The sequence below is a fragment of the Thiomonas sp. 13-64-67 genome (genome assembly GCF_002282795.1).
Taxonomy (GTDB): Bacteria; Pseudomonadota; Gammaproteobacteria; order Burkholderiales; family Burkholderiaceae_C; genus Thiomonas; species Thiomonas arsenitoxydans.
This window is the reverse complement of the sequence record NZ_NCKP01000016.1, coordinates 19,982-40,798: the sequence shown is the minus strand read 5'-3', so window position 1 is coordinate 40,798 and position 20,817 is coordinate 19,982. Positions and strand designations below refer to the sequence as shown.

Here is a 20,817-nt window from a genome sequence, read left to right as displayed (position 1 = left end):
AACCAAGCCGAATCATGGTGAGTGACGCCCTGATGGACGATTCGATACGCGCCAGTTGGGCGCGGCTCGACACGCGCTTTCCTCTCGTGGAGGCCATCTTTCCGGCCTGCTTGGCCGATGCCCAGAGCGTGCTCACGCCCGATGGACTGAGCGCCTTCCTCGAAGCGGGCCGCATCATCGGCAAACTGGGGCGGGGCGCCGAGCCTTTGCTGGCCTTTCTGGAAGCCTGGCCGTCCACCGCCCGCGCCGTGGGTGAAGACCTGCTGGCGCCCGTGATGGCCGTGGTGCAAGGGCTGCAAAAATCGCCCAACGGTCGGGCCATCACGCCCTTTTTGCAGACCCTGGCTCCCGTGGCGCAGCGCCTGCAAGCGGGCGAGCAACTCCAGCACTATCTCGATCTCACGCTCGACCTGATGGCGCGCACCACGCGCTCCATCCACGGCTTTCACACCACCTATCCTAGCCCAGGGCTGCCGGACTTTTTCAATCAGGCGCCGACCTTGCTGGCCCAGCTCGACATTGGCGGCTTGCGCCGCTGGGTCGATTACGGCGTGCGCAACTATGCCACCCATCCCGAACGGCAAAAAGATTACTTCAGCCTGCAATCGGCCGACGCGCGCGCCGTGCTGCAGCGCGAGCGCCACGGCACGCTGCTGGTGGATGTAGAGCGCCATCTCGATCTGTATCTGCGCGCCTTGTGGCGGGACGGCGATCTGCTGATCCCTTACTCCACCGCCTTCGACGAACTGCGCAAGCCGGTTCCCTATTACGACCCGCTGGGCATTCGTCTGCCCGATGTGCAAGACGATGCTTTCGGCGTGTCGGGCCTCGATCGTTACCGGGCGATGCTCGCCCACATGGTCGGCCACCGCCGCTGGTCCACCCCGCAGATTGCCGACAACTGGAGCCCGTTTCAGCGCATGGCGGTCGAGTTTTTCGAGGACTGCCGGGTTGAATCCCTGCTGATCCGCGAATACGCCGGACTGCGGCGGCTGTTTCTCGCGCTGCATCCCCGGCCTGTCGAAGACGCCTGCAATCCCGAGACCACGTCCTGTCTGCGCCACCGTCTGGCGATGTTGTCGCGGGCGTTGCTCGACCCCGAGCACGGCTACCGCGACGCCGATCTGAATACCTTCGTTGCCCGCTTTCACGCGCTGATGGCGCAGGGCACCTCATCCACCCGAGACATCGCCGCGCTGGCTCTGGCCTATGTGGCGAAAACCCGCCGCCAGAGCGACCAGTTTGCCAAAGTGCACTTCGACGACACCGTCATCGACTACCGTGACGACAACCGGCATCTTTGGCGCTTCATCGAACAAGGGGACGAGGAAGAGCGCTTCGACGAAACTCGCCGCAACGATGCGCACGACGACTTGCCGCGCCTGCCGCCGCGGCACTATCCCGAATGGGACTATCACAGCCAGACCTATCGGCCCGACTGGGTCAGCGTGTACGAGGGTTTGCATCCGTCTGCACAGGCGGGCGACATCGACCGCTTGCTGCAAAAGCACGCCCCGCTGGCCAAGCGCCTGCAAAGACTGCTGGAACTGCTCAAGCCGCAGGATAAAGTGCGCATTCGCTATCAGGAGGAGGGCAGCGAACTCGATCTCGACGTGGCCATTCGTTCGCTGATCGATTTCAAGGCAGGCTCCAATCCTGATCCGCGCATCAATCTGAGCCACCGCACCAACGGGCGCGATATTGCCGTGACCCTGCTGCTCGACCTCTCCGCCTCCCTCAACGACAAGGTGAAAGGATCAGAGCAGACCATCCTCGAACTCTCGCAGGAAGCCGTCTCGCTGCTCGCCTGGGCGATCGAACGCTTGGGCGATCCGCTGGCGATCGCCGGTTTTCAGTCCAACACCCGGCACGAGGTGCGCTACCTGCACATCAAGGGCTTTGGCGAGCCGTGGGGCGATGAAGTCAAGGCGCGCCTCGCGGCGATGCAGGCCAACTACTCCACCCGCATGGGGGCGGCGCTGCGGCACGCCGCCCACTCGCTGCGCGCGCGCAAGAGCGACAAAAAGCTGCTGCTCGTGCTCACCGACGGCGAACCTGCCGATATCGACGTGCAGGACGAACGCCTGCTCATCGAAGACGCCCGCCAGTCGGTGCGAGAGCTCGAACGCGACGGTCTTTTTACTTACTGCATCAGCCTCGACCCGCGCGCCGATGCCTATGTGTCCGACATTTTTGGCCGCCGCTACACCGTGATCGACAACATCGAGCGCCTGCCCGAGAGATTGCCGGAAGTGTTCCTGGCGCTGACCAAATAGCGCGCGTTCCTCAGCGGTTTCAAATCCTCGCCCCGGCACAGAGTTGGGGGGCTGTGGACAATACGGCCTGTCCCCACCCAGCCTATTCACTCCACGGTCTATCTCTCTATGCAATCCTTGCGACAGCTTTGGCGTGACTGGCGCAGCGGCGAGCTGCGGCTCTTGTTCTTTTCGCTGGTGCTGGCCGTGGCCGCGTTGTCGGCCGTGGGCTTCGTGGCCCAGCGGCTGCAGGGCGCGCTGGTGCGCGATGCTGCGCAGTTGATCGGTGGCGACGTGGTGATCGTCAGCGATCATCCGCTGAAACCGCTGTATTTGCAGCAGGCGCAAGCGCAGGGGCTGCGCTCTATGCAGACGGCGGTGTTTCCCAGCATGGCGCTCGACGTCACGGGTGACCGCACCCGGCTGGTCTCGCTCAAGGCGGTAGGCGCGCATTACCCCTTGATCGCGCAGGTGGTGCTGCGCGACGGGCTGCAGGCGCCGGAGGTGTCGCGCAGCGGGCCGCCCGAGCCCGGTACGGTCTGGGTGAATGCCAGTGTGCTCGGCGCTCTGCGGCTGCAGGTGGGTGATCTGTTGCAGTTGGGCAATGCGCGGTTGCGCATCGCGGCCATTCTGGTGCGCGAGCCCGATACCGGCGCGGGCTTCATCAATTTCGCCCCGCGGGTGATGATGAATCGCGCCGATTTGCCCGCTACCGGGCTGATCCAGCCCGCCAGCCGGGTGACTTATCGCCTCGCGCTGGCTGGGCCATCGCAGGCAGCAGCCGCCTACGCCAAGTGGGCGCAGGAGCAGATTCGCCAAACCTCCGCGCGCGGCATGCGGGTGGAAACCGTGGCCGACAGCGGCCCGGCGCAAGAACAGACGCTCAAGCGCGCCTCTGATTTTCTGCATCTGGTGGCGCTGATTACCGCGCTCATGGCCGCTGTGGCGGTGGCGCAGTCGGCGCGCGACTTTGCGCGCCGACGTTTGCAGCCCTGCGCGGTATTCAAGGCTTTGGGGCTGCGTCAGGGTGTTTTGCTCCGTCGCTACGCCGCCGAGTTTGTCTGGCTGGGCGGCTTTGCGGCGGCGCTGGGGGTGTTGCTCGGCCTGGCGGTGCAGGCGGCGATGATCGGGCTGCTTCACGGGCTGATTCAGGTTCAGGTGCGCGAGCTGCCCGCGCCCGGTTGGGCGCCCGCGTTGTTCGCCGGGGCGACGGGCATGGTGCTGCTGCTGGCCTTTGGCCTGCCCTCGATTCTGCAGTTGGCGCGCATACCGCCCCTGGCGGTGCTGCGCCGCAGTCTGGGCCGCCTGCAGTCCGCGCCGTTCATCACGGTGCTGGCAGGCGTGGGGGCATTCGGCCTGTTGCTGTGGCTGCAGGCCGGCGACCTTCGCCTGGGGCTGATTGCCGCGGGTGGTTTCATCGGCCTGACGCTGGTGTTCGCCTTGCTGGCCTGGCTGATGATGCGGGGTTTGCGGCGCTGGATACGCGGCCATGCGGCGTCATCCGTCGCCGCCGGCGGTTTGATGCAGATGGCGGCGCGTCAGTTGGCCACCCGGCCTTGGAGTGCGGTGATTCAGATCACGGCGCTGAGTCTGGGTTTGTTCGCGCTGGTGTTGCTGGTGCTCATGCGCACCAGTCTGATCGACGCCTGGCGTGCCTCCATACCCGCCAACGCGCCCGACCGCTTTGTCATCAACATCCAACCCGCGCAGAGCCAGGATTTTCTGGCCGCGCTGCGCCGCGATGGCGTGAACCACGAAGACTGGTATCCCATGCTGCGCGGCCGTCTGGTGGCCATCAACGAAAAGCCGGTCTTTGGACGCGACTACGACAGCATCCGCGCCCGCGACCTGATCGACCGCGAATTCAATCTTTCAGCCAGCGCCACCCTGCCCAAGGCCAATACCCTGGTCGCAGGCGACTGGAACGATACCGGCGGGCCCGATGCCAAAGGCCTGTCGGTGGAACAGGGCATCGCCAAAACCCTGGGCTTCAAACTCGGCGACACCCTGACTTTCGACATTGCAGGCCAGCGCGTGACCGCGCCCATCACCAGCGTGCGGCATGTCGATTGGAGCTCCATGCATGCCAACTTCTTTGTGCTGCTGCCGCAGGCCCTGCTGAAAAATCAGCCCGTGACCTATCTGGCCGCCTATCGCGCCCCCGGAGATGCGCAGCGCATGGACGACACCCTGGTGCGGCAGTTTCCCAATCTCACCGTGGTCGATGTCGGCAGCCTGCTCACGCATTTGCGCAAGCTGGTCGAGCAGGTCATCACTGCGGTGCAGTTTTTGTTTTTGTTCGCCCTGGCGGCCGGGCTGGCCGTGCTCGCCGCTTCGCTGGCGTTGTCGCGGCAGGACCGCTCGCGCGAAATGGCGGTGTGGCGCGCCCTGGGCGCTTCTTCGCAGTTGCTGCGGCGTATGGCCCTAGTGGAAATGATGTGGGTCGGCGCGCTGGCCGGACTGCTCGGCGCAGCCGGGGCGGCGGGGGTGAGCGCCGCGCTGGCGCACTGGGTGTTTCTGTTTCCCTGGCAGCCGCCCTGGTGGCTCTGGCCCGCGGCCATGCTGGCGGCCTCCATGCTGGCGATGGCGGCCGGGTGGTGGAGTCTGCGCGATGTGCTGCGCCGGGCGCCGGGTCAGAGTTTGCGCACCTTGACTTGAAAATGAGCTGAAAATCTATTGCCGCTTTGCGGGATGATTGATTGCAGATTGACCTGAGGCAAGTTCTGCCGGGGCGCATCTCCCATAATCGCGATTCTTTTGTTTCAGCCTTGTTTGCAAACTGCTCCGCTCCATGTCAGAAACCATCGCCATCACGCCCGCCGCACCTGTCCCCCAGCCGGTTTCCAGCACGCCTTATCAGCGCCTCGGCGGCGCGGAGGGCGTGCGTCGGCTGGTCGATCATTTCTACGACCTGATGGATCTGGAGCCGCAATATGCCGATCTGCGGGCCATGCATCCCACCAATTCCGAAGAAACGCGGGAGAAGCTCTACCTGTTTCTCAGCGGCTGGCTGGGCGGACCCGATCTGTATTCCCCGCAATATGGGCATCCGCGCCTGCGGATGCGCCACTTTCCCTACGCCATCGGCACCAAGGAGCGCGACGAGTGGATGGCTTGCATGGTGCAGACCCTCAACGAAGTCGAGATGGACGACACACTGCGCCGCCAGTTGCACGAAGCCTTCGCCGGCACGGCCGACTGGATGCGCAACAAAGCCGAGCCCGGCAATATGCCGGCGGGCAATGTGGTGCATGGTTGACCGCTTTGCCCCAATGAGCCCGCCGCTCTGTGCTCTCATCTTCGCTCTCAAATCGCGGGCTTGTTTTAAGCATTGTTTGAACCGCCGCGTCCAGTGCGCCGGGCCGAGCGCAGCAGCACCACCAGAGCGCCGGCGCCGCCATCGCTGGGCCGGGCCTGCACATAGGCCATCACTTCATCGCGCTGCATCAGCCAGCTTCGCACCTTGTGTTTGAGCACCGGCTCGCGCAGCGGCGAACTCAGCCCCTTGCCGTGGATCACCCGCACGCAACGCCATTCGCGCTGCAGCGCGGTGCGTAAAAACTGCCCCAGCGCCTCACGCGCCTCGTCACGGCGCAGACCGTGCAGGTCGATTTCGTTCTGGATCGTCCAGTGCCCCCGGCGCAACTTGCGCAGGGTGTCCGATCCCACGCCTTCTCGCCGCCAGGACAAGGCGGCGTCGGTCTCCAGCAAATGATCCAGATCGAGCTCGTCGGACATCGCCTCTAACAGCACCAACCGTTCGTCGCGTAGCGATTGGTGCGGAATGGGTTTGGGCGGCGCGGGCTGCAATCCTGGCGGGGGAGGGTGGATCGATGCCCCCAAGACCTTGGCGCCCGCAGTGGCCGCGCGAAACAGGGCGCGATCTGCGGAGGTGGGCACAGACTCGGCGGGAGCGGCCGCGATGGGCGGTGGAGTTGGCCCAGGTTTCGTGCGCGCAGGCTGCGGCGGCTGGCGCAGGCGCCGGCGCAAGTCGCGCAATGCGTCCTGGCTGCTTGCCTTGGGCGCAGGCGCGGCGGGTTTCACAACAGACCCCGTTCGGCAAACGAAACCACGCTATGCCGGGTCACCACCAGATGATCGAGCACGCGCACATCCACCAGGGCCAGCGCCGCTTTCAGGGTTTGCGTCAGCGCGCGGTCGGCAGCGGACGGTTCGGCCAGGCCGCTGGGGTGGTTGTGCGCCAGAATCAGCGCGCCGGCATTCAGGCGCAGCGCGGCTTTCACGACCTCGCGCGGGTAGACGCTGGTGCTCGCCAGCGTGCCGCGAGAAAGCTCTTCCGAGGCGATGAGCTGGTGCTGGTTGTCGAGAAACAGCACCGCGAAAATTTCCACCGGTTGCGGCCCGAGCCAGAGTCGCAAATAGTCGCGCACCGCAGCGGGCGAATCGAGCAGGGGTTGCTGCATCATCTGCTCGTTCAGGGTGCGGCGAGCGAGTTCCAGCACGGCGGCAATCTCGGCATATTTGGCCGCGCCCAGTCCTTTGATTTTGCGGAGTTGCTCGGATGAGGCGTTGAGCAGGCCGTGCAGGCCGCCAAACTGATCGAGCAAGGCGGCGGCCAAATCGAGGGCGCTCTGCCCGCGCACCCCGGTGCGCAGCACGATGGCGACCAGTTCGGCGTCGGCCAGGGCGTGCGGGCCGCGCGCCAGCAATTTTTCGCGCGGTCGCGCATCGGCAGGTAGATCGGCGATACGTGTGGCCATGCAGGGTTCCCCCTAAAATGCGGTTTACGTCGCCTTTACGGCTCGCTTTCAGCCGCTATTTTGCCTGCCCGCCCATCATCGTGCCTTGCGTCCAGCCTGATTCCTATCTCACCCTGCATTACCGCCTCAGCGATCCGGGCGGCGTCGATGCGGTCAACACCTTCGGCGGCACGCCCGCGACGTTTACGCTGGGACAGGGGCAACTCAGCCCGGCGCTGGAGGCCTTGCTCGTCGGCCTCGATGAAGACGCGCACACCCGTTTCGATCTGCCTGCGGGCGCAGCTTTTGGCGCGCGCATTCCAGGCTTGCTGCGTTGGGTTTCGCGCAGGGAGGTTGAGCGTGCGCGCGAATATCCCGGGCCCGCGGCGCAGGTCGGCGATGTGATGCGCCTGCGTTTGCCGACCAGTGCGGATGGCGAAGCCGGTCTGCTCACCGCACTGGTGCGTGAAATTGACGAAGCCGGCGACGCGCTGCTGCTCGATTTCAATCATCCCCTGGCCGACTGCCCCACGACGTTCGAGGTCAAGATTCTCGCCGTGCTATGAAGCCAGACGCTTTCGCCTCATCGCCAGACCCTGAAGTTTCAGCGTCCGAACCGCAAGTGTTGCTGGCCAGCCCACGCGGTTTTTGCGCCGGTGTAGACCGGGCCATCGACATTGTCGAGCGCGCGCTGGAACGCTTTGGCGCGCCCATCTATGTGCGCCATGAAATCGTGCACAACACCTATGTGGTCAACGACCTGAAGGCCAAGGGCGCGGTTTTTGTCGAAGAACTCGAACAAGTGCCCAAGGGCGGCACCGTGGTGTTTTCTGCGCACGGGGTGTCGCAGGCCGTGCGTGCGCAGGCGCAGGCGTTGGGCTTACAGGTGTTCGACGCCACTTGTCCGCTGGTTACCAAAGTGCACGTTGAAGTGGCCAAGATGCGGCGCGACGGGCTGGAAATCGTGATGATCGGTCACGCCGGTCATCCAGAGGTCGAAGGCACCATGGGCCAGGCCGAGGGCATCCATCTGGTGCAGACCCTCGACGATGTCGCGCGCCTGAACATTGCCCCCGATGCACCGCTGGCCTTTGTGACTCAAACCACGCTGTCGGTCGATGACGCCGCCGAAATCGTCGCGGCTCTGCGCGCGCGGTTTCCTCAAGTGCATGAGCCGAAAAAGCAAGACATCTGCTACGCCACCCAAAATCGCCAGGACGCGGTGAAGATGCTCGCCCCACAGGTCGATGTGGTCATCGTGGTCGGCAGTCCGACTAGTTCGAATTCCAATCGCCTGCGCGAAGTCGCCCAGCGGATGGGCAAGCCCGCCTACATGGTCGATCAGGTCGAAGACCTGCGCGCGGAGTGGCTGGAGGGCGCGCGCCAGATCGGCCTGACGGCGGGCGCTTCGGCCCCCGAAGCCCTCGTCGATCAGGTCGTGGCCCGGCTGAAGGCATTGGGCGCCGTAGCGGTGCGGCAGCTCGACGGCGTGACCGAATCGGTACAGTTTCCGCTGCCGCGCGGCTTGGTGGTCAAGACCGACTCCTGACCGACTCGCCGCCCAGCCATACGGCGCAAGGCCTGGCCCGGATCGCTCGGCGGCGGCTTCATTTCTCGTTCAACTCAAACGCATCATGCTCGACATCACCCTGCTGCGCAAAGACCTGCCCCACGTCATCGCCCGGCTCGAAACCCGTCAGTCCCCTCAGCCCTTCCTCGATGTGGCCCGCTTTGAAGCCCTCGAAGCCGAGCGCAAAACTCTGCAGAAACAAACCGAAGATCTGCAGGCGCGGCGCAACCTGCTCTCCAAGCAGATCGGGCAGGCCAAAGCCAAAGGTGAGGATGTCGCGCCGATCATGGAAGAGGTCGGCCACATCAAAACCACGCTGGAAGCAGACGCCGCCCGGCTCGATGCCTTGCAAGCCGAACTGCAGGGACTGCTCATGGCCGTTCCCAATTTGCCCGCGGCCGACGTGCCCGTCGGCGCGGATGAGACGCAGAACGTCGAACTGCGCCGATGGGGCACCCCGCGCACGTTTGAATTCCCGGTGCGCGACCACGTCGATGTCGGGGCAGACCTCGGGCTGGACTTCGAGGCCGCAGCGCGCATCTCCGGTTCGCGTTTTGCCGTGCTGCGCGGGCCGATCGCCCGCCTGCACCGGGCCCTTGCCCAGTTCATGCTCGACGTTCACACCACCGAACATGGCTACACCGAAGCCTACGTGCCTTACATCGTGTCGGCGCAAGCGCTGCGCGGCACGGGGCAGCTCCCTAAATTCGAGGAAGACCTCTTCCCCGTGAAGCACGGAGAGGGCGAGAGCCACTACCTCATTCCCACAGCCGAAGTGCCGCTGACCAATCTGGTGCGCGATCAGATCGTCGATGCCGCCCAACTGCCGCTGCGCTTTGTGGCGCATACGCCGTGCTTTCGTTCCGAGGCCGGGTCGGGCGGGCGGGACGTGCGCGGCCTCATCCGCCAACACCAGTTCGACAAAGTCGAGCTCGTCTGGGTGACGCGGGCAGAAGAGTCGGCCACCGCGCTGGAACAACTCACCGCCCACGCCGAGAGCATCCTGCAACGCCTGCAATTGCCCTACCGCACCATCGTCCTCTGCACCGGCGACATGGGCTTCGGTAGCGCGCGCACCCACGATATCGAGGTCTGGCTCCCGGCGCAAAACACCTATCGCGAAATCTCGTCCTGCTCCAATATGGAAGCGTTCCAGGCCCGCCGCATGCAGGCGCGCTATCGCGCCGAGAGCGGCAAGACGGAGCTCGCACACACCCTCAACGGTTCCGGCCTGGCAGTTGGTCGCACGCTCGTGGCGATCCTCGAAAACTACCAACGCGCTGACGGGGGTATCGACATTCCCCAGGCGCTCCAGCCCTACATGGGAGGACTGACCCAGATCGAGCCGCGTGCCTGATATACTTATTGGCTTTTCGCGACCACGACAGCTCGCAAGCTTGAAGCGACCTGTGAAGCGAATAGCAACGAACACCCCGGAAAGGTGGCAGAGTGGTCGAATGTACCTGACTCGAAATCAGGCGTAGGCGCAAGCCTACCGAGGGTTCGAATCCCTCCCTTTCCGCCAATGCACTGAAATAAACCCTTGATTCAACGGGATTCTTTCCTTTCTGGATCGGCGTGGCCTTGTCGGCGGCATTTCCCGCATGGGGCGGTAGTTCAGTTGTGACTTTGCAAGGATGTCTCATCATGCGGGAACTCCGGCAGGAATTGTGGCACCGTCTCCAGGGTCTGCGCGTTGGTCTGACCTGCATCTGCCAGCCGTACCAGTCTGAAGTTAGCGAGGTCCACCAACCAAAAGAGGCATGACGGAAGCTAAAAAAGTAGATTCAGCGGAGAACAGATTATCAGGTTCCTCAAGCAGGTCGAGACTGGACGGCCCATTAAGGAACTGTGCTGCCATGAAAAGTCAAGACCGGTGCTGGCGAGCGCGTCGGAGTTCGTCCACGATCAGCAGCATGGCGCCGATGAAAATCGCCGAGTCGGCCAGATTGAACGCGGGCCAGTGCCGCTGCTGGCCGTTGAGGGTGACGTAAAAGTCGAGGAAGTCGGTCACCTTGCCCCACAGCACGCGGTCGATCACATTGCCCAAGGCCCCGCCGAGAATGCACGCCAGCGCCAGGTTGAACAAAGGCTTTCCCCGGTTGCGGAACATCAGCCATAGGATGAACAGCGAAGCGGCGAGGCTCAGCGCGGTGAAAAACCAGCGCTGCCAACCCGGCGCACTGGCGAGAAACGAGAACGCCGCTCCGGGGTTGTGGATGTAGACCAGATTGAAAAAACCGGTCACCGGATGGCTGCTGTCGAGCGGCAGGTCTTGCCGTACCCACCATTTGGTGAACTGGTCGGCGGCAATGATCGCCAGCGAGACCAGCAGCCAGGGCCAGACCCGGCCGCGCCGGGCGGTGAAGGAGCTGTCAGACAGTGCAGAGGGCATGGGCGGGGGAGTCTCAGGCGAGATGGCGCGGTTCGCCCGCGCCGAAAAGGTTGCTCACGCAGCGTCCGCACAGCGCGGGATGCGCCGGATCGGCATCGACATCTTCGCGCCAGTGCCAGCAGCGTTCGCATTTGGGATGCTTTGTGGGCGTCACCACGATGCGCAGTTCTCCATCGCTCGGATGCAGGCTGGCACGCGAGGTGATGAGCACAAAGCGCAGGTCGTCTCCTAAGCGTTCGAGCAGGGCGTGCTCGGTCTGCGGAGCGTAAATATCGACTTCGGCCTGCAGCGAGGCGCCGATTTTGCCTTGCTCGCGCAAGGCCTCGATTTCCTTGTTGGTCGCCTCTCGTAGGGCGCGAATACGCGCCCACTGATCGAGCAGCACGGCGCTGTCGGTCTGCTCGGGCCACTGCCAATAGGTCTCGACAAAAATGCTCTCGCTCTTGCCGATCAGCGCCCAGGCTTCTTCGGCGGTGAAGCTGAGGAAGGGCGCCATCCAGCGCAGCATGCCTTGGGTGATTTGCCACAGCGCGGTCTGGGCGCTGCGTCGGGGGTGTAGAGGCGGTCTTTCAGGGCGTCGAGATAGAACGCGCCCAGGTCTTCGGAGCAATAGACCTGCAGCTTGGCCACCACCGGGTGGAACTCGTATTGGTCGTAATGCGCCAGGATGACCGATTGCAGATTCTCTGCTTGCGCCAGCGCCCAGCGGTCGAGTTCGAACATCTGGCTCAGCGGTACGGCATGCTGGGCGGGATCGAAGTCGCTGGTATTGGCTAGCAGAAACCGCAGTGTGTTGCGGATGCGGCGATAGCCGTCGACCACGCGGGCGAGGATTTTGTCGTCGCCCGCAATGTCGCCGGAGTAGTCAGAGGCGGCTACCCACAGGCGGATGATCTCCGCGCCCAGCTTGTTGCAGGTCTGCAATGGATCGATGCCATTGCCCAGCGACTTGCTCATCTTGCGGCCCTGGCTGTCCACGGTGAAGCCGTGGGTCAACAGCCCTTTGTAGGGCGCGCGGCCGTAAATGGCGCACGAGGTGAGCAGCGAGGAATGAAACCAGCCGCGGTGTTGGTCATGGCCTTCCAGATAGAGATCGGCCTGCGGGCCTTCGGCATGGCCCGCGCCTGCATGACTGCCCATGAGCACGGTGGTGTGCGTGGTGCCCGAGTCGAACCAGACTTCGAGGATGTCAGCGCTTTTGCTGTAATGCGCCGCGTCGTCTGCGCAACCCACGCGGCCGAGGATGTCGGTGGCGCTGGCCTTGCTCCAGGCCTCGATGCCGCCATGCTCCACCATCTCGGCAGCGACATCGAGGATGTCCATGGTGCGCGGGTGCAGTTCGCCGCTGTCCTTGTGCAGAAAAAACGGGATCGGCACGCCCCAGCTCCGCTGGCGGCTGATGCACCAGTCCGGCCGGTTGGCGATCATGTCGTGCAGGCGCGCCTTGCCGTTCTCGGGGTAAAAACTGGTGTGCTCAATGGCCTCGAGCGCCATCTGCCGCAGCGTTTTCGGCGCCTTGTCCTTGGTGAACACGCCTTCGCCTTCGTCCATGCGGATGAACCATTGCGCCGCCGCGCGATAGATCACCGGCACCTTATGACGCCAGCAGTGCGGGTAGCTGTGGGTGATGCTGTAGGTGGCCATCAGCCGATCCGCCTGACGCAGGGTATCGATGATGTGAGGCACCGCCTTCCAGATGTTCTGCCCGCCGAACAGCGGAAAGTCGGGCGCGTAGTTGCCGTCGCCCTGCACCGGGTTGAGGATGTCCTCATAGGCCATGCCGTGCGCAACGCAGGAGTTGAAGTCGTCGACGCCGTAAGCGGGTGAGGAATGCACGATGCCGGTACCGTCGTCGGCGGTGGCGTAGTCGGCCAGATAGACCGGCGACAGTCGGCGGTAACCCGCATCCACCTCGTAGAGCGGGTGGCGGAACTCCAGCCCGCCCAGCGCCCTGCCGGGCGCGGTGGCCACGGTCGCGCCCTCGGTCTCATAACGCTTCAGGCAGGGGTCGACCAGGCTGGCCGCCAGCACCAGGTAGCCGCGCGGCGTATCGACCAGGGCGTATTCGATTTCCGGGTTGAGATTGAGCGCCTGATTGGCGGGAATCGTCCAGGCGGTCGTCGTCCAGATGACGGCGAAGGCGGGCTTGGCGGCATCGGGTAGCGCGGGCAGGCCAAAAGCCGCAGCGAGTGCCACGCGATCATTCGACTCAAAGGCGACATCGAGCGTCTGCGATTTTTTGTCGGCATATTCGATCTCGAATTCAGCCAGCGATGAACCGCAGTCAAAACACCAGTACACCGGCTTGAGGCCACGGTACACAAAGCCGCGCTCGATTACCCGTTTGAAAGCGCGAATCTCCGCCGCTTCGTTGACGAAATCCATGGTGCGATAGGGATGATCCCAGTCGCCCAGCACGCCCAGTCGCTTGAAATCCGTCCTTTGCTGGTCGATCTGCGCCGTGGCATAGGCGCGGCTCTTGGCCTGCATCTCGTCGCGCGGCAGGCAGCGGCCAAACTGCTTTTCAATGGCGTTTTCGATCGGCAGACCGTGACAGTCCCAACCGGGAATGTAAGCCGCATCAAAGCCGCTCAGCTGACGTGCCTTGACGATCATGTCCTTCAGAATTTTGTTGACCGCATGTCCCATGTGAATCTGACCGTTGGCATACGGCGGGCCGTCGTGCAGCACGAATTTCGGCGCCTCGGAGCGCGCCAGGCGCAGCCTCTGGTAGAGACCGTTTTCGTTCCAGTCCTTGATCCATTGCGGTTCGCGCTTGGGCAGGTCGCCGCGCATGGGGAAGGGGGTGTCTGGCAGGTTCAGGGTGGCCCGGTAATCGGGTTTTTCGGCTGCGGAGGAGTCGGCGTGATCCATGGAATGGCAGTGCTGTGCTGGAGCCCCGAGCAAAGGGTCCAATGAGAAGGAGTGAGCGAGGAAAAAATGAACGGCGATATCACCCGAAGCAACCGATCGTCAAAGCTGGGCGAGTCGGGTGCCCGAGGGCGAGCGCCGTCAAATTCGATCGCGGGTGGTTTGTCGGGCGAGCTGAGCAAACCAGGCACGCGCCTGGTCGCTGTCGTTCTGAATCGCCGCAATCAGTTGAGTCAGGTCGGGGTAATGCGCTTCGTCGCGCAGTTTGTGCATGAGTTCCACCCGGATGAGTTTACCGTAGGCCTCTCCCTGCCAATCGAACACATGCGTTTCCAGCAACACCCGCCCGTCGGTCTCGACGGCCGGTCGTGTTCCCAGGCTTGCCACGGCGGGCAGGGGCGCCAACTCCAGCCCGTGCACCCGGGCGACGAAAACACCGCCAAGCGCGGGGCGTGCGCGATCAAAACGCAGATTCAGCGTAGGAAATCCCAGCTTGCGGCCAAGTTTGGCCCCGTGCAACACATGCCCCGAAATGGCATAGGGGCGACCCAGCAAAACCTGCGCGGTCTCCATGTCACCCGCCTGCAGCGCCTGCCGCACAGCCGAACTCGAGATTCTCAGCGCGGTTTCCGTGACCACAGGCATCTGACGTGCTTCGCCGCCCAGGTTGCGCATCAAGGTATCGAGCTGGGCGAAATCTCCCGCGCGCCTGGCGCCAAAGCGGAAATCATCGCCGACCAGGACGAATTGCGCCTTGAGGCCTTGCCACACGATCTGCGCCACAAACTCCTCTGGAGACAACGCGGCGATGCGGGGATCGAAGCGCAGCACGACAACTTGCTGCACTCCGGCTTCACGCAAGGCGCACAACTTGTCGCGCAAGGTCGAAATATGGCTGGGTGCGGAGTCAGGGTGCCCCTGGAGTGTTGCAAAAAAATCACGCGAGTGCGGCTCGAAAGTCAGCACCGTCGGCACCAGCCCACGCGACCGGGCGACTTGCACCAACTGGTGCAACATGGCGAGATGCCCCCGGTGCACCCCATCGAAATTGCCGATGGTCAGTGCCGTTTGCGAGGCCAACGATTTGTGATGAATTCCTCTAAAAACATGCATAAAAACAATTTGTTAGAGTGTTATTTTGAGAGATTTTTTGAGCTGCTGCGGCAATCAAAAAATTTTAAGGGCGCGCTCCAATCTGATGCGCACGTCGGCGCATCGCTGCGACCTTGCCTGCCTGAAAAACGTCTATTGTCCGCCTTATCCAACACCGCGCCTTTTGCAGGAGTGCACAGAGGGTTTGCCCTGCGCTGAATTGTCGCGCGCGCTGGTTTTTTGCGTGTATAGTTAGTGCGCAGTCGAAACAAGAGCCAAGGTTCTCATTTGCTTGAGAGTTGGCTTGTGTCGGTTTCACAGTAGTGATTTGCCGGGCTTGTTGAAGATTTGCACTTATCTATATTTTCTTTAAAGGTTGATTCATGGCTACCGGTACTGTGAAATGGTTTAACGAGTCCAAGGGCTTCGGCTTCATCAAGCCTGATGAAGGCGGCGAAGATCTGTTCGCGCATTTTTCTGAAATTCAGGCCAAAGGTTTCCGCACTCTGCAGGAAAACCAGCGCGTCGAATTCACGGTGAAGGCTGGCCCGAAAGGTCCCCAGGCTTCTGCCATTCGCCCAATCTAATTTAGGTAGGGCGGCGGCTTCCTGATCAAAAGTCAGGGCGCTGCAAAATCAACCGGCCACTGGCCGGTTTTTTTGTGCGCCAACTATCCCGATAGATCTGTAACCCATGGTCGAGGACTTCGTTCGACATTACGGCTATGCTGCAGTGGCTTTAGGCGCATTTGCCGAGGGAGAGACCGTACTGCTGCTTGCGGGGTATGGGGCCCACCGTGGCTGGCTGGAGTGGCCTTGGGTTGTTTTGGTGGCTGCACTGGCAGCTACTCTGGGGGATCAGTTTTTTTTCTTTCTGGGGCGTTGGTTTGGGCCGCAGTTGGTCCAGCGTTTCTCGGGCCTGGAAAACAATCTGCCCCGCGTTCAGCGCTTGCTGCATCGCGGGGCGCCCTGGGCGATTGTGAGCGTGCGTTTTCTCTATGGCTTGCGCATCGCCGGTCCTGTGCTGATCGGCATGGCGGGCGTAGCACCCTGGCGGTTTGTGCTTTACAACACCATAGGCGCCGCCTTGTGGGCGCCGCTGGTCACGGGGCTGGGATGGTTTTTCGGCGCAGGCGTGGCGGAGTTGGCGTCTCGCTTGCAATGGGCCGAAGAAATCCTGCTGGCTATCGCCATCGTCGGCGTGTTGATCGTCTGGCGTCTGTGGAAACGCCGAGAACGAGCATCTTCAAATCTTTAGGCCCATCGCGTCTCGGACGGCGTGCATGGTTTGTTGTGCCGTGGCGCGCGCCTTGTCGCTACCGTGCGCCAGGATGTCGTGCACCAGCGCGGGGTTGTCGAGGTAGGGCTGCGCCCGCTCGAACATGGGTTGCTGTTCACGCAGGATGGCATCGATGACGGGCTGCTTGCACTCCAGGCAGCCGATGCCCGCCGTGGTGCAGCCGCGTTGCACCCAGTCGCGGGTGGCGTCGTCGGTGTAGGCCAGGTGGAATTGCCAGACGGGGCAGCGTTCGGGCGTGCCGGGATCGGTGCGTTTGACGCGAGCGGGATCGGTGGGCATGCGTTTGATTTTGTGCTCGACGCTCGCGCGCTTCTCCCGGATGGCGATGGAATTGCCGTAGCTCTTGGACATCTTGCGGCCATCCAACCCTGGCAGCTTGGACTCAGGGGTCAGCAGCGCTTCGGGTTCGCGCAGGATTTGCCTGCGACCACCGCTGAGTTGCGCTCGCAAGGCGTCTTTTTCTGCACGCGACAGTTTGCTGGCGGCGATCAGTTCGCGAGCCTGTTCGCGTTTTTCGGTCAGCCCCTCCTGATCGGCGGCACGACGCAGGGCAGCGAGTTGTGCGCGAACGTCCTCGGGCAATTTGGCCGCCGCGGCTCGCGCCTGCGCCTCAACCGCAGGGTCTTTGCCATAGAGGTTGTTGAAACGGCGCGCGATTTCACGGCTCATCTCGATGTGCGGCACCTGATCGGCCCCGACGGGCACAAAACGCGCCAGATAAATGAGGATGTCTGCGGCCTGCAGCAGCGGGTAGCCGAGAAAGCCGTAGGTGGTCAGGTCTTTGTCCTTCAGATTGGCGATCTGATCTTTGTATGTGGGCACACGCTCCAGCCAGGACAAAGGGGTGCCCATACCCAGCAGCAGAAACAGCTCGGCGTGCTCCAGCACCCGGCTTTGTACGAATAGGGTGGCCTTGTTCGGATCGACGCCAGCGGCCAGCCAGTCGATCACCATCTCGGTGGTGTGCGCGTGGATGGTTTCCGGCGTTTCGTAATGGGTGGTCAGCGCGTGCCAGTCGGCGACGAAAAAGTAGCAGTCGTGCGAGTTTTGCAGCTGTGCCCAGTTTTTCAAGGCGCCGTGGTAATGCCCCAGGTGCAGCGCACCCGTGGGGCGCATGCCGGACAAAACGCGATCATCGGCGCTCGTTGCGCCAGCGGCCTGTGCAATAAGAGTCATAAGGAAAAGAGTCGGGTGATGAAGAGAGGGTCGGGCTCAGAGGAGCATCTGAAAGGGGCTGAGCAGAATCTTGAGAACTTGCATGGATAGTGCCATGAGCGGACTGAGCCAGAAGTTGGTGACGATGCCGGTGAGCACCAGCGCCATCACGATGAAAAAGCCGTAGGGTTCGACCCTTGAGACGGCGATGGCTTGCCGCACGGGCAGCAGCCCCACCAGAATGCGGCCGCCATCGAGTGGCGGCAGCGGAAACAGGTTGAACACGAACATCACCAGATTCACCAGAATGCCGGCCTGGGCGACATCGTAAAAATAGACCTCGTTGACGGCGAAGGCGTGCAGGCCGACAAGCAGCAGGCCCCAGAGAAAAGCCTGAAAAAAGTTGGAAGCAGGGCCGGCGAGCGCGACCCAGATCATGTCGCTCTTGGGGTTGCGCAGTCGTCCGAAATTCACTGGGACCGGCTTGGCATAGCCAAAAAGAAAAGCCCCGGAGGTGGCGAAATAGAGAATGAGAGGCACGAGGATGGTGCCGATCGGATCGATGTGCCGCACCGGATTAAGCGATACGCGGCCCATCATGTAGGCGGTGTTGTCGCCGAAGTAGCGCGCCGCATAGCCGTGCGCCGCTTCGTGCAGGGTGATGGCGAAGAGCACCGGCAGGGCGTAGACGGTGACAGCCTGTATGAGTTGATCCATGCGGGAATTGTAGGAAGGGCGTTGTGACAGGGCGGGCCAGGGGCGGCTTGACCCGCCCTGCGCCAAGGATGAAGAGCTTGCTTGCGGGGTTTACTGCAAGGCCGGGAGGCCGAGCGCATCGAGCGGGCCGCGGCCGATGCGAATGACCACGGGCTCGGCGCCGCACAGATCGACCACGGTGGTGGGCTCGCTTGGGCAGGGCCCGGCGTCGAGCACCAGATCGACTTGATGCTCGAGCTGGTCGCGAATGTCGGCGGCGTCGTTCAGCGCGTGTTCGTCTCCGGGTAGAATCAAGGTGGCGGCGAGCAGGGGCTGGGCCATTTCCACCAGCAGGGTGTGGGCAACGGCGTTTTGCGGCACCCGCACGCCGATCGTCTTGCGCGAGGGGTGCGACACCCGGCGCGGCACTTCCTTGGTGGCTTCGAGAATGAAGGTGTACGGCCCGGGCGTGCAGGCGCGGATGAGACGGTATTGCCGGTTGTCCACGCGGGCATAGTTGCCCAGTTCGGACAGGTCGCTGCACAGCAGGGTGAGGTGATGCCGCTCATCCACCTGGCGGATTTGCCGCAGGCGTTGCACGGCGGCTTTGTCGTCGAGATGGCAGACCAGGGCATAAGACGAGTCGGTCGGAATCGCCGCCACGCCACCACTGTGCAGCACGGCGGCGGCTTGCTTGATCAGCCGAAGCTGCGGGTTGTCGGGGTGCAGGTTGAAGTATTGCGCCATGGTGGAGGGGTTCAATGCAGCAAATCCCAGACGGGAGCGAGATCGGCAGGCAGGGGGGCGAGACGCCCGAGGTCGCAGATGCTTTCTCCTGGGCTGTGAAAATCGGAGCCGCGCGAGGCGTAGAAGCCGAATTCCAGCGCGAGCTTGGCGTATTTGCGGGCCTGCGCTGCGGTATGGCTGCCGGTCACCACCTCGATGCCCTGACCGCCCAGCGACTTGAAGCGTTCCAGCAGGGCCCACTCTTCGGTTTCGGTGAAGCGGTAGCGCCCGGGATGAGCGATCACGGTGATTCCCCCGGCGGCGCGAACCCAGCTCAAGGCCTCGTCGAGGCGGGCCCATTCGTGTTCGACATAGCCGGGCTTGCCCGGTGTGAGATAGCGGCTGAACACCTCGTGGGTCTGGCGGCACACGCCGAGTTCCACCAGCAAGCGGGCAAAGTGCGTGCGCGACATCAGCGCCGGATTGCCCGCATAGCGCAGCGCGCCGGCGTACACGTCGGACAGACCCAGATGCTTTTCAAGATCGGCCGCCATGTCTCTTGCGCGTTGGTCGCGACCGGCGCGAATCTGTTGCAGGCCGCCTTGCAAGACCGGATGAGAATCGTCGAAATTCAGCGCCACGATGTGCACGGTCTGCGCGGCAAAAGATACCGAAATTTCCACCCCAGTTACAAAACGCAGACCCAGCGCCTCGGCGCTTTGCCGCGCTTCGGTCAAGCCGCCGAGTTCATCGTGATCGGTGAGCGCCCAGAGATCGACCCCATTCGCATGGGCCCGCTGCGCCAGGGCGGCAGGCGCCAGTGTGCCGTCTGAAACCGTGGAATGACAGTGCAGATCGGGGTTGCGCGCAGAAGAAGCAAACATGATGCCGCATTGTAGGGAGGACGTCTAAACTGCGCCGGATGGGCAAATCTTGTCGACACATCAGCCTGACCCCGGCCACGCAATGGCTGCGCGCGCAAGGCGTGGCCTACACCGAGCATGTGTATGACTACGTCGATCATGGCGGAGCCGCCTGGGGCGCGCAGAGCTTGGGGCTGCCGGTGCACGCGGTGATCAAAACCCTGGTGATGCAAGACGATGCCTCGCAACCGCTGGTCGTGCTCATGCATGGCGACCGGGAGGTCTCGACCAAGCAGTTGGCCCGGGCGATCGGTGCGCGGCAGGTTGAGCCCTGCAAGCCTGAGGTGGCGCAGCGGCATAGCGGGTATCTGGTCGGCGGAACGTCGCCATTTGGACTGCGCAAGGCCATGCCGATTTATGGCGAGCAATCGGTGCGGGCGCTGGAGCGCATCTACATCAATGGCGGGCGGCGCGGCTATTTGCTGGGGCTCTCCCCCGACGTGCTCGACGCGGTTTTGCAGGTGCGCTGGGTGAACTGCGTTCAATAGAATCACAAAGCATGAATACATCGAACGTTGTGGCCCTGATCTTCGCCGGGCTGGCCTATCTGTTGGGATCGCTGTCGTTCGCCGTCTTGGTCAGCCGCGTCATGGGCATGGCCGATCCGCGCACCTACGGTTCGGGCAACCCGGGCGCCACCAATGTGCTGCGCAGCGGCAACAAGCTCGCCGCCATCCTGACCTTACTGCTCGACGCCTTCAAAGGCTGGCTGGCGGTCTGGCTGGGCCTGGTGATCGGTCCTGGCTTCGGGCTTAGCGCGCCGGGTGTGGCCCTGGTGGCTGTGGCCGTGTTTCTGGGGCATCTCTACCCTGTGTTTTTCCATTTCAAGGGCGGCAAAGGCGTGGCGACTGCTGCGGGCGTGTTGCTGGCCGTCCAGCCCTGGCTGGGGCTGGCTACGCTGGCGACCTGGCTGATCGTGGCCGGGTTTTTTCGCTACTCCTCTTTAGCGGCGTTGGTGGCTGCGGTATTCGCGCCGTTTTACTACTGGTTTGGCGGCGGGCTGGCCTGGAACGTCGACCCCGCGCTGCTGCTTGCTCTGGTGATCATCAGCGCGCTGCTGATCTGGCGACACAAAAGCAATATCGGCAAGCTGATGCGCGGCGAAGAAAGCCGCATCGGGCGGAAGAAATAAAAA

General features: G+C 63.2%; 19 protein-coding genes, 1 tRNA gene and 1 pseudogene. 12 read left to right on the top strand and 9 right to left on the bottom strand.

Annotated features, from left to right (window positions below; all coding sequences use genetic code 11):
- Positions 1–14: 14 nt before the first annotated feature.
- The 3 genes from B7X30_RS06500 to B7X30_RS06490 all read left to right on the top strand — a co-directional run bounded on the left by B7X30_RS06500 (position 15) and on the right by B7X30_RS06490 (position 5,514).
- A complete protein-coding gene (locus B7X30_RS06500) occupies positions 15–2,276 on the top strand; it encodes a nitric oxide reductase activation protein NorD (protein ID WP_286729945.1) in 2,262 nt (753 codons plus the stop codon).
- A gap of 108 nt (positions 2,277–2,384) precedes the next feature.
- Positions 2,385–4,913 (top strand): ABC transporter permease, encoded by a 2,529-nt coding sequence (locus B7X30_RS06495; RefSeq protein ID WP_286729943.1) that lies wholly within the window; start codon positions 2,385–2,387, stop codon positions 4,911–4,913.
- A gap of 133 nt (positions 4,914–5,046) precedes the next feature.
- Entirely contained in the window at positions 5,047–5,514 is a 468-nt protein-coding gene (locus B7X30_RS06490) for a group II truncated hemoglobin (protein WP_013106003.1), read from the top strand.
- A gap of 65 nt (positions 5,515–5,579) precedes the next feature.
- On the opposite strand, the gene B7X30_RS06485 is transcribed toward B7X30_RS06490, so the two are convergent.
- Entirely contained in the window at positions 5,580–6,299 is a 720-nt protein-coding gene (locus B7X30_RS06485) for a Smr/MutS family protein (RefSeq protein WP_286729941.1), read from the bottom strand.
- Positions 6,296–6,976: a RadC family protein gene (gene radC / locus B7X30_RS06480; protein ID WP_156052530.1), complete on the bottom strand. Its 681-nt coding sequence runs from the start codon at positions 6,974–6,976 to the stop codon at positions 6,296–6,298. The genes B7X30_RS06485 and radC overlap by 4 nt, the downstream gene beginning before the upstream one ends.
- A gap of 80 nt (positions 6,977–7,056) precedes the next feature.
- On the opposite strand from radC, the gene B7X30_RS06475 reads away from it, so the two are divergent.
- The 4 genes from B7X30_RS06475 (at position 7,057) to B7X30_RS06460 (ending at position 10,050) form a co-directional block, all read left to right on the top strand.
- Positions 7,057–7,521 carry an FKBP-type peptidyl-prolyl cis-trans isomerase gene (locus B7X30_RS06475; protein WP_286729939.1) on the top strand — a complete coding sequence of 155 codons (465 nt, stop codon included), beginning with the start codon at positions 7,057–7,059 and terminating at the stop codon, positions 7,519–7,521.
- Positions 7,518–8,504, top strand: coding sequence for a 4-hydroxy-3-methylbut-2-enyl diphosphate reductase (ispH, locus tag B7X30_RS06470; protein ID WP_286729937.1), 987 nt, complete (start codon positions 7,518–7,520; stop codon positions 8,502–8,504). Before B7X30_RS06475 ends, ispH begins: the two co-directional genes overlap by 4 nt.
- Positions 8,505–8,589: 85 nt before the next feature.
- Positions 8,590–9,882: a serine--tRNA ligase gene (gene serS / locus B7X30_RS06465; protein WP_156052533.1), complete on the top strand. Its 1,293-nt coding sequence runs from the start codon at positions 8,590–8,592 to the stop codon at positions 9,880–9,882.
- Positions 9,883–9,960: 78 nt separating this feature from the next.
- A tRNA-Ser gene (locus B7X30_RS06460) sits at positions 9,961–10,050 on the top strand.
- Positions 10,051–10,392: 342 nt separating this feature from the next.
- Here the strand turns inward: B7X30_RS06460 and lspA are convergent.
- The 3 genes and pseudogenes from lspA to B7X30_RS06445 all read right to left on the bottom strand — a co-directional run bounded on the left by lspA (position 10,393) and on the right by B7X30_RS06445 (position 14,904).
- On the bottom strand, positions 10,393–10,920 hold the full coding sequence (lspA, locus tag B7X30_RS06455; RefSeq protein ID WP_286729935.1) for a signal peptidase II: 528 nt from the start codon (positions 10,918–10,920) through the stop codon (positions 10,393–10,395).
- Positions 10,921–10,933: 13 nt separating this feature from the next.
- Positions 10,934–13,794 (bottom strand): annotated as a pseudogene (gene ileS / locus B7X30_RS06450) (isoleucine--tRNA ligase).
- Between the two features lie 138 nt (positions 13,795–13,932).
- Positions 13,933–14,904, bottom strand: a complete 972-nt coding sequence (locus B7X30_RS06445; protein ID WP_286729933.1) for a bifunctional riboflavin kinase/FAD synthetase — start codon at positions 14,902–14,904, stop codon at positions 13,933–13,935.
- On the opposite strand from B7X30_RS06445, the gene B7X30_RS06440 reads away from it, so the two are divergent.
- The 3 genes from B7X30_RS06440 to B7X30_RS06430 all read left to right on the top strand — a co-directional run bounded on the left by B7X30_RS06440 (position 14,881) and on the right by B7X30_RS06430 (position 16,140).
- Positions 14,881–15,102, top strand: coding sequence for a hypothetical protein (locus tag B7X30_RS06440; RefSeq protein WP_286729932.1), 222 nt, complete (start codon positions 14,881–14,883; stop codon positions 15,100–15,102). The two genes, B7X30_RS06445 and B7X30_RS06440, sit on opposite strands and share 24 nt — an antisense overlap.
- Before the next feature lie 164 nt (positions 15,103–15,266).
- The gene (locus tag B7X30_RS06435; RefSeq protein WP_013105664.1) at positions 15,267–15,470 is read left to right on the top strand and encodes a cold-shock protein; all 204 of its coding nucleotides are present in this window, start codon (positions 15,267–15,269) and stop codon (positions 15,468–15,470) included.
- Positions 15,471–15,576: 106 nt separating this feature from the next.
- Positions 15,577–16,140: a DedA family protein gene (locus B7X30_RS06430; protein WP_286729930.1), complete on the top strand. Its 564-nt coding sequence runs from the start codon at positions 15,577–15,579 to the stop codon at positions 16,138–16,140.
- On the opposite strand, the gene B7X30_RS06425 is transcribed toward B7X30_RS06430, so the two are convergent.
- The 4 genes from B7X30_RS06425 to B7X30_RS06410 form a co-directional block, all read right to left on the bottom strand.
- Positions 16,129–17,358, bottom strand: coding sequence for a tryptophan--tRNA ligase (locus B7X30_RS06425; protein ID WP_286729928.1), 1,230 nt, complete (start codon positions 17,356–17,358; stop codon positions 16,129–16,131). The two genes, B7X30_RS06430 and B7X30_RS06425, sit on opposite strands and share 12 nt — an antisense overlap.
- 36 nt (positions 17,359–17,394) lie before the next feature.
- Complete coding sequence (locus tag B7X30_RS06420) at positions 17,395–18,054, bottom strand: site-2 protease family protein (RefSeq protein WP_286729926.1); 660 nt, start codon at positions 18,052–18,054, stop codon at positions 17,395–17,397.
- 90 nt (positions 18,055–18,144) lie between these two features.
- Positions 18,145–18,780: an L-threonylcarbamoyladenylate synthase gene (locus B7X30_RS06415; RefSeq protein ID WP_286729924.1), complete on the bottom strand. Its 636-nt coding sequence runs from the start codon at positions 18,778–18,780 to the stop codon at positions 18,145–18,147.
- Between the two features lie 11 nt (positions 18,781–18,791).
- Positions 18,792–19,643, bottom strand: coding sequence for a 3',5'-nucleoside bisphosphate phosphatase (locus B7X30_RS06410; protein WP_286729923.1), 852 nt, complete (start codon positions 19,641–19,643; stop codon positions 18,792–18,794).
- A 38-nt stretch (positions 19,644–19,681) separates the two neighbouring features.
- Here B7X30_RS06410 and B7X30_RS06405 point away from each other — a divergent pair, with 38 nt between their 5' ends.
- A complete protein-coding gene (locus tag B7X30_RS06405; RefSeq protein WP_286729921.1) occupies positions 19,682–20,170 on the top strand; it encodes an aminoacyl-tRNA deacylase in 489 nt (162 codons plus the stop codon).
- 11 nt (positions 20,171–20,181) lie between these two features.
- A complete protein-coding gene (gene plsY / locus B7X30_RS06400; RefSeq protein ID WP_286729919.1) occupies positions 20,182–20,814 on the top strand; it encodes a glycerol-3-phosphate 1-O-acyltransferase PlsY in 633 nt (210 codons plus the stop codon).
- The last annotated feature ends 3 nt before the right edge of the window (positions 20,815–20,817 follow it).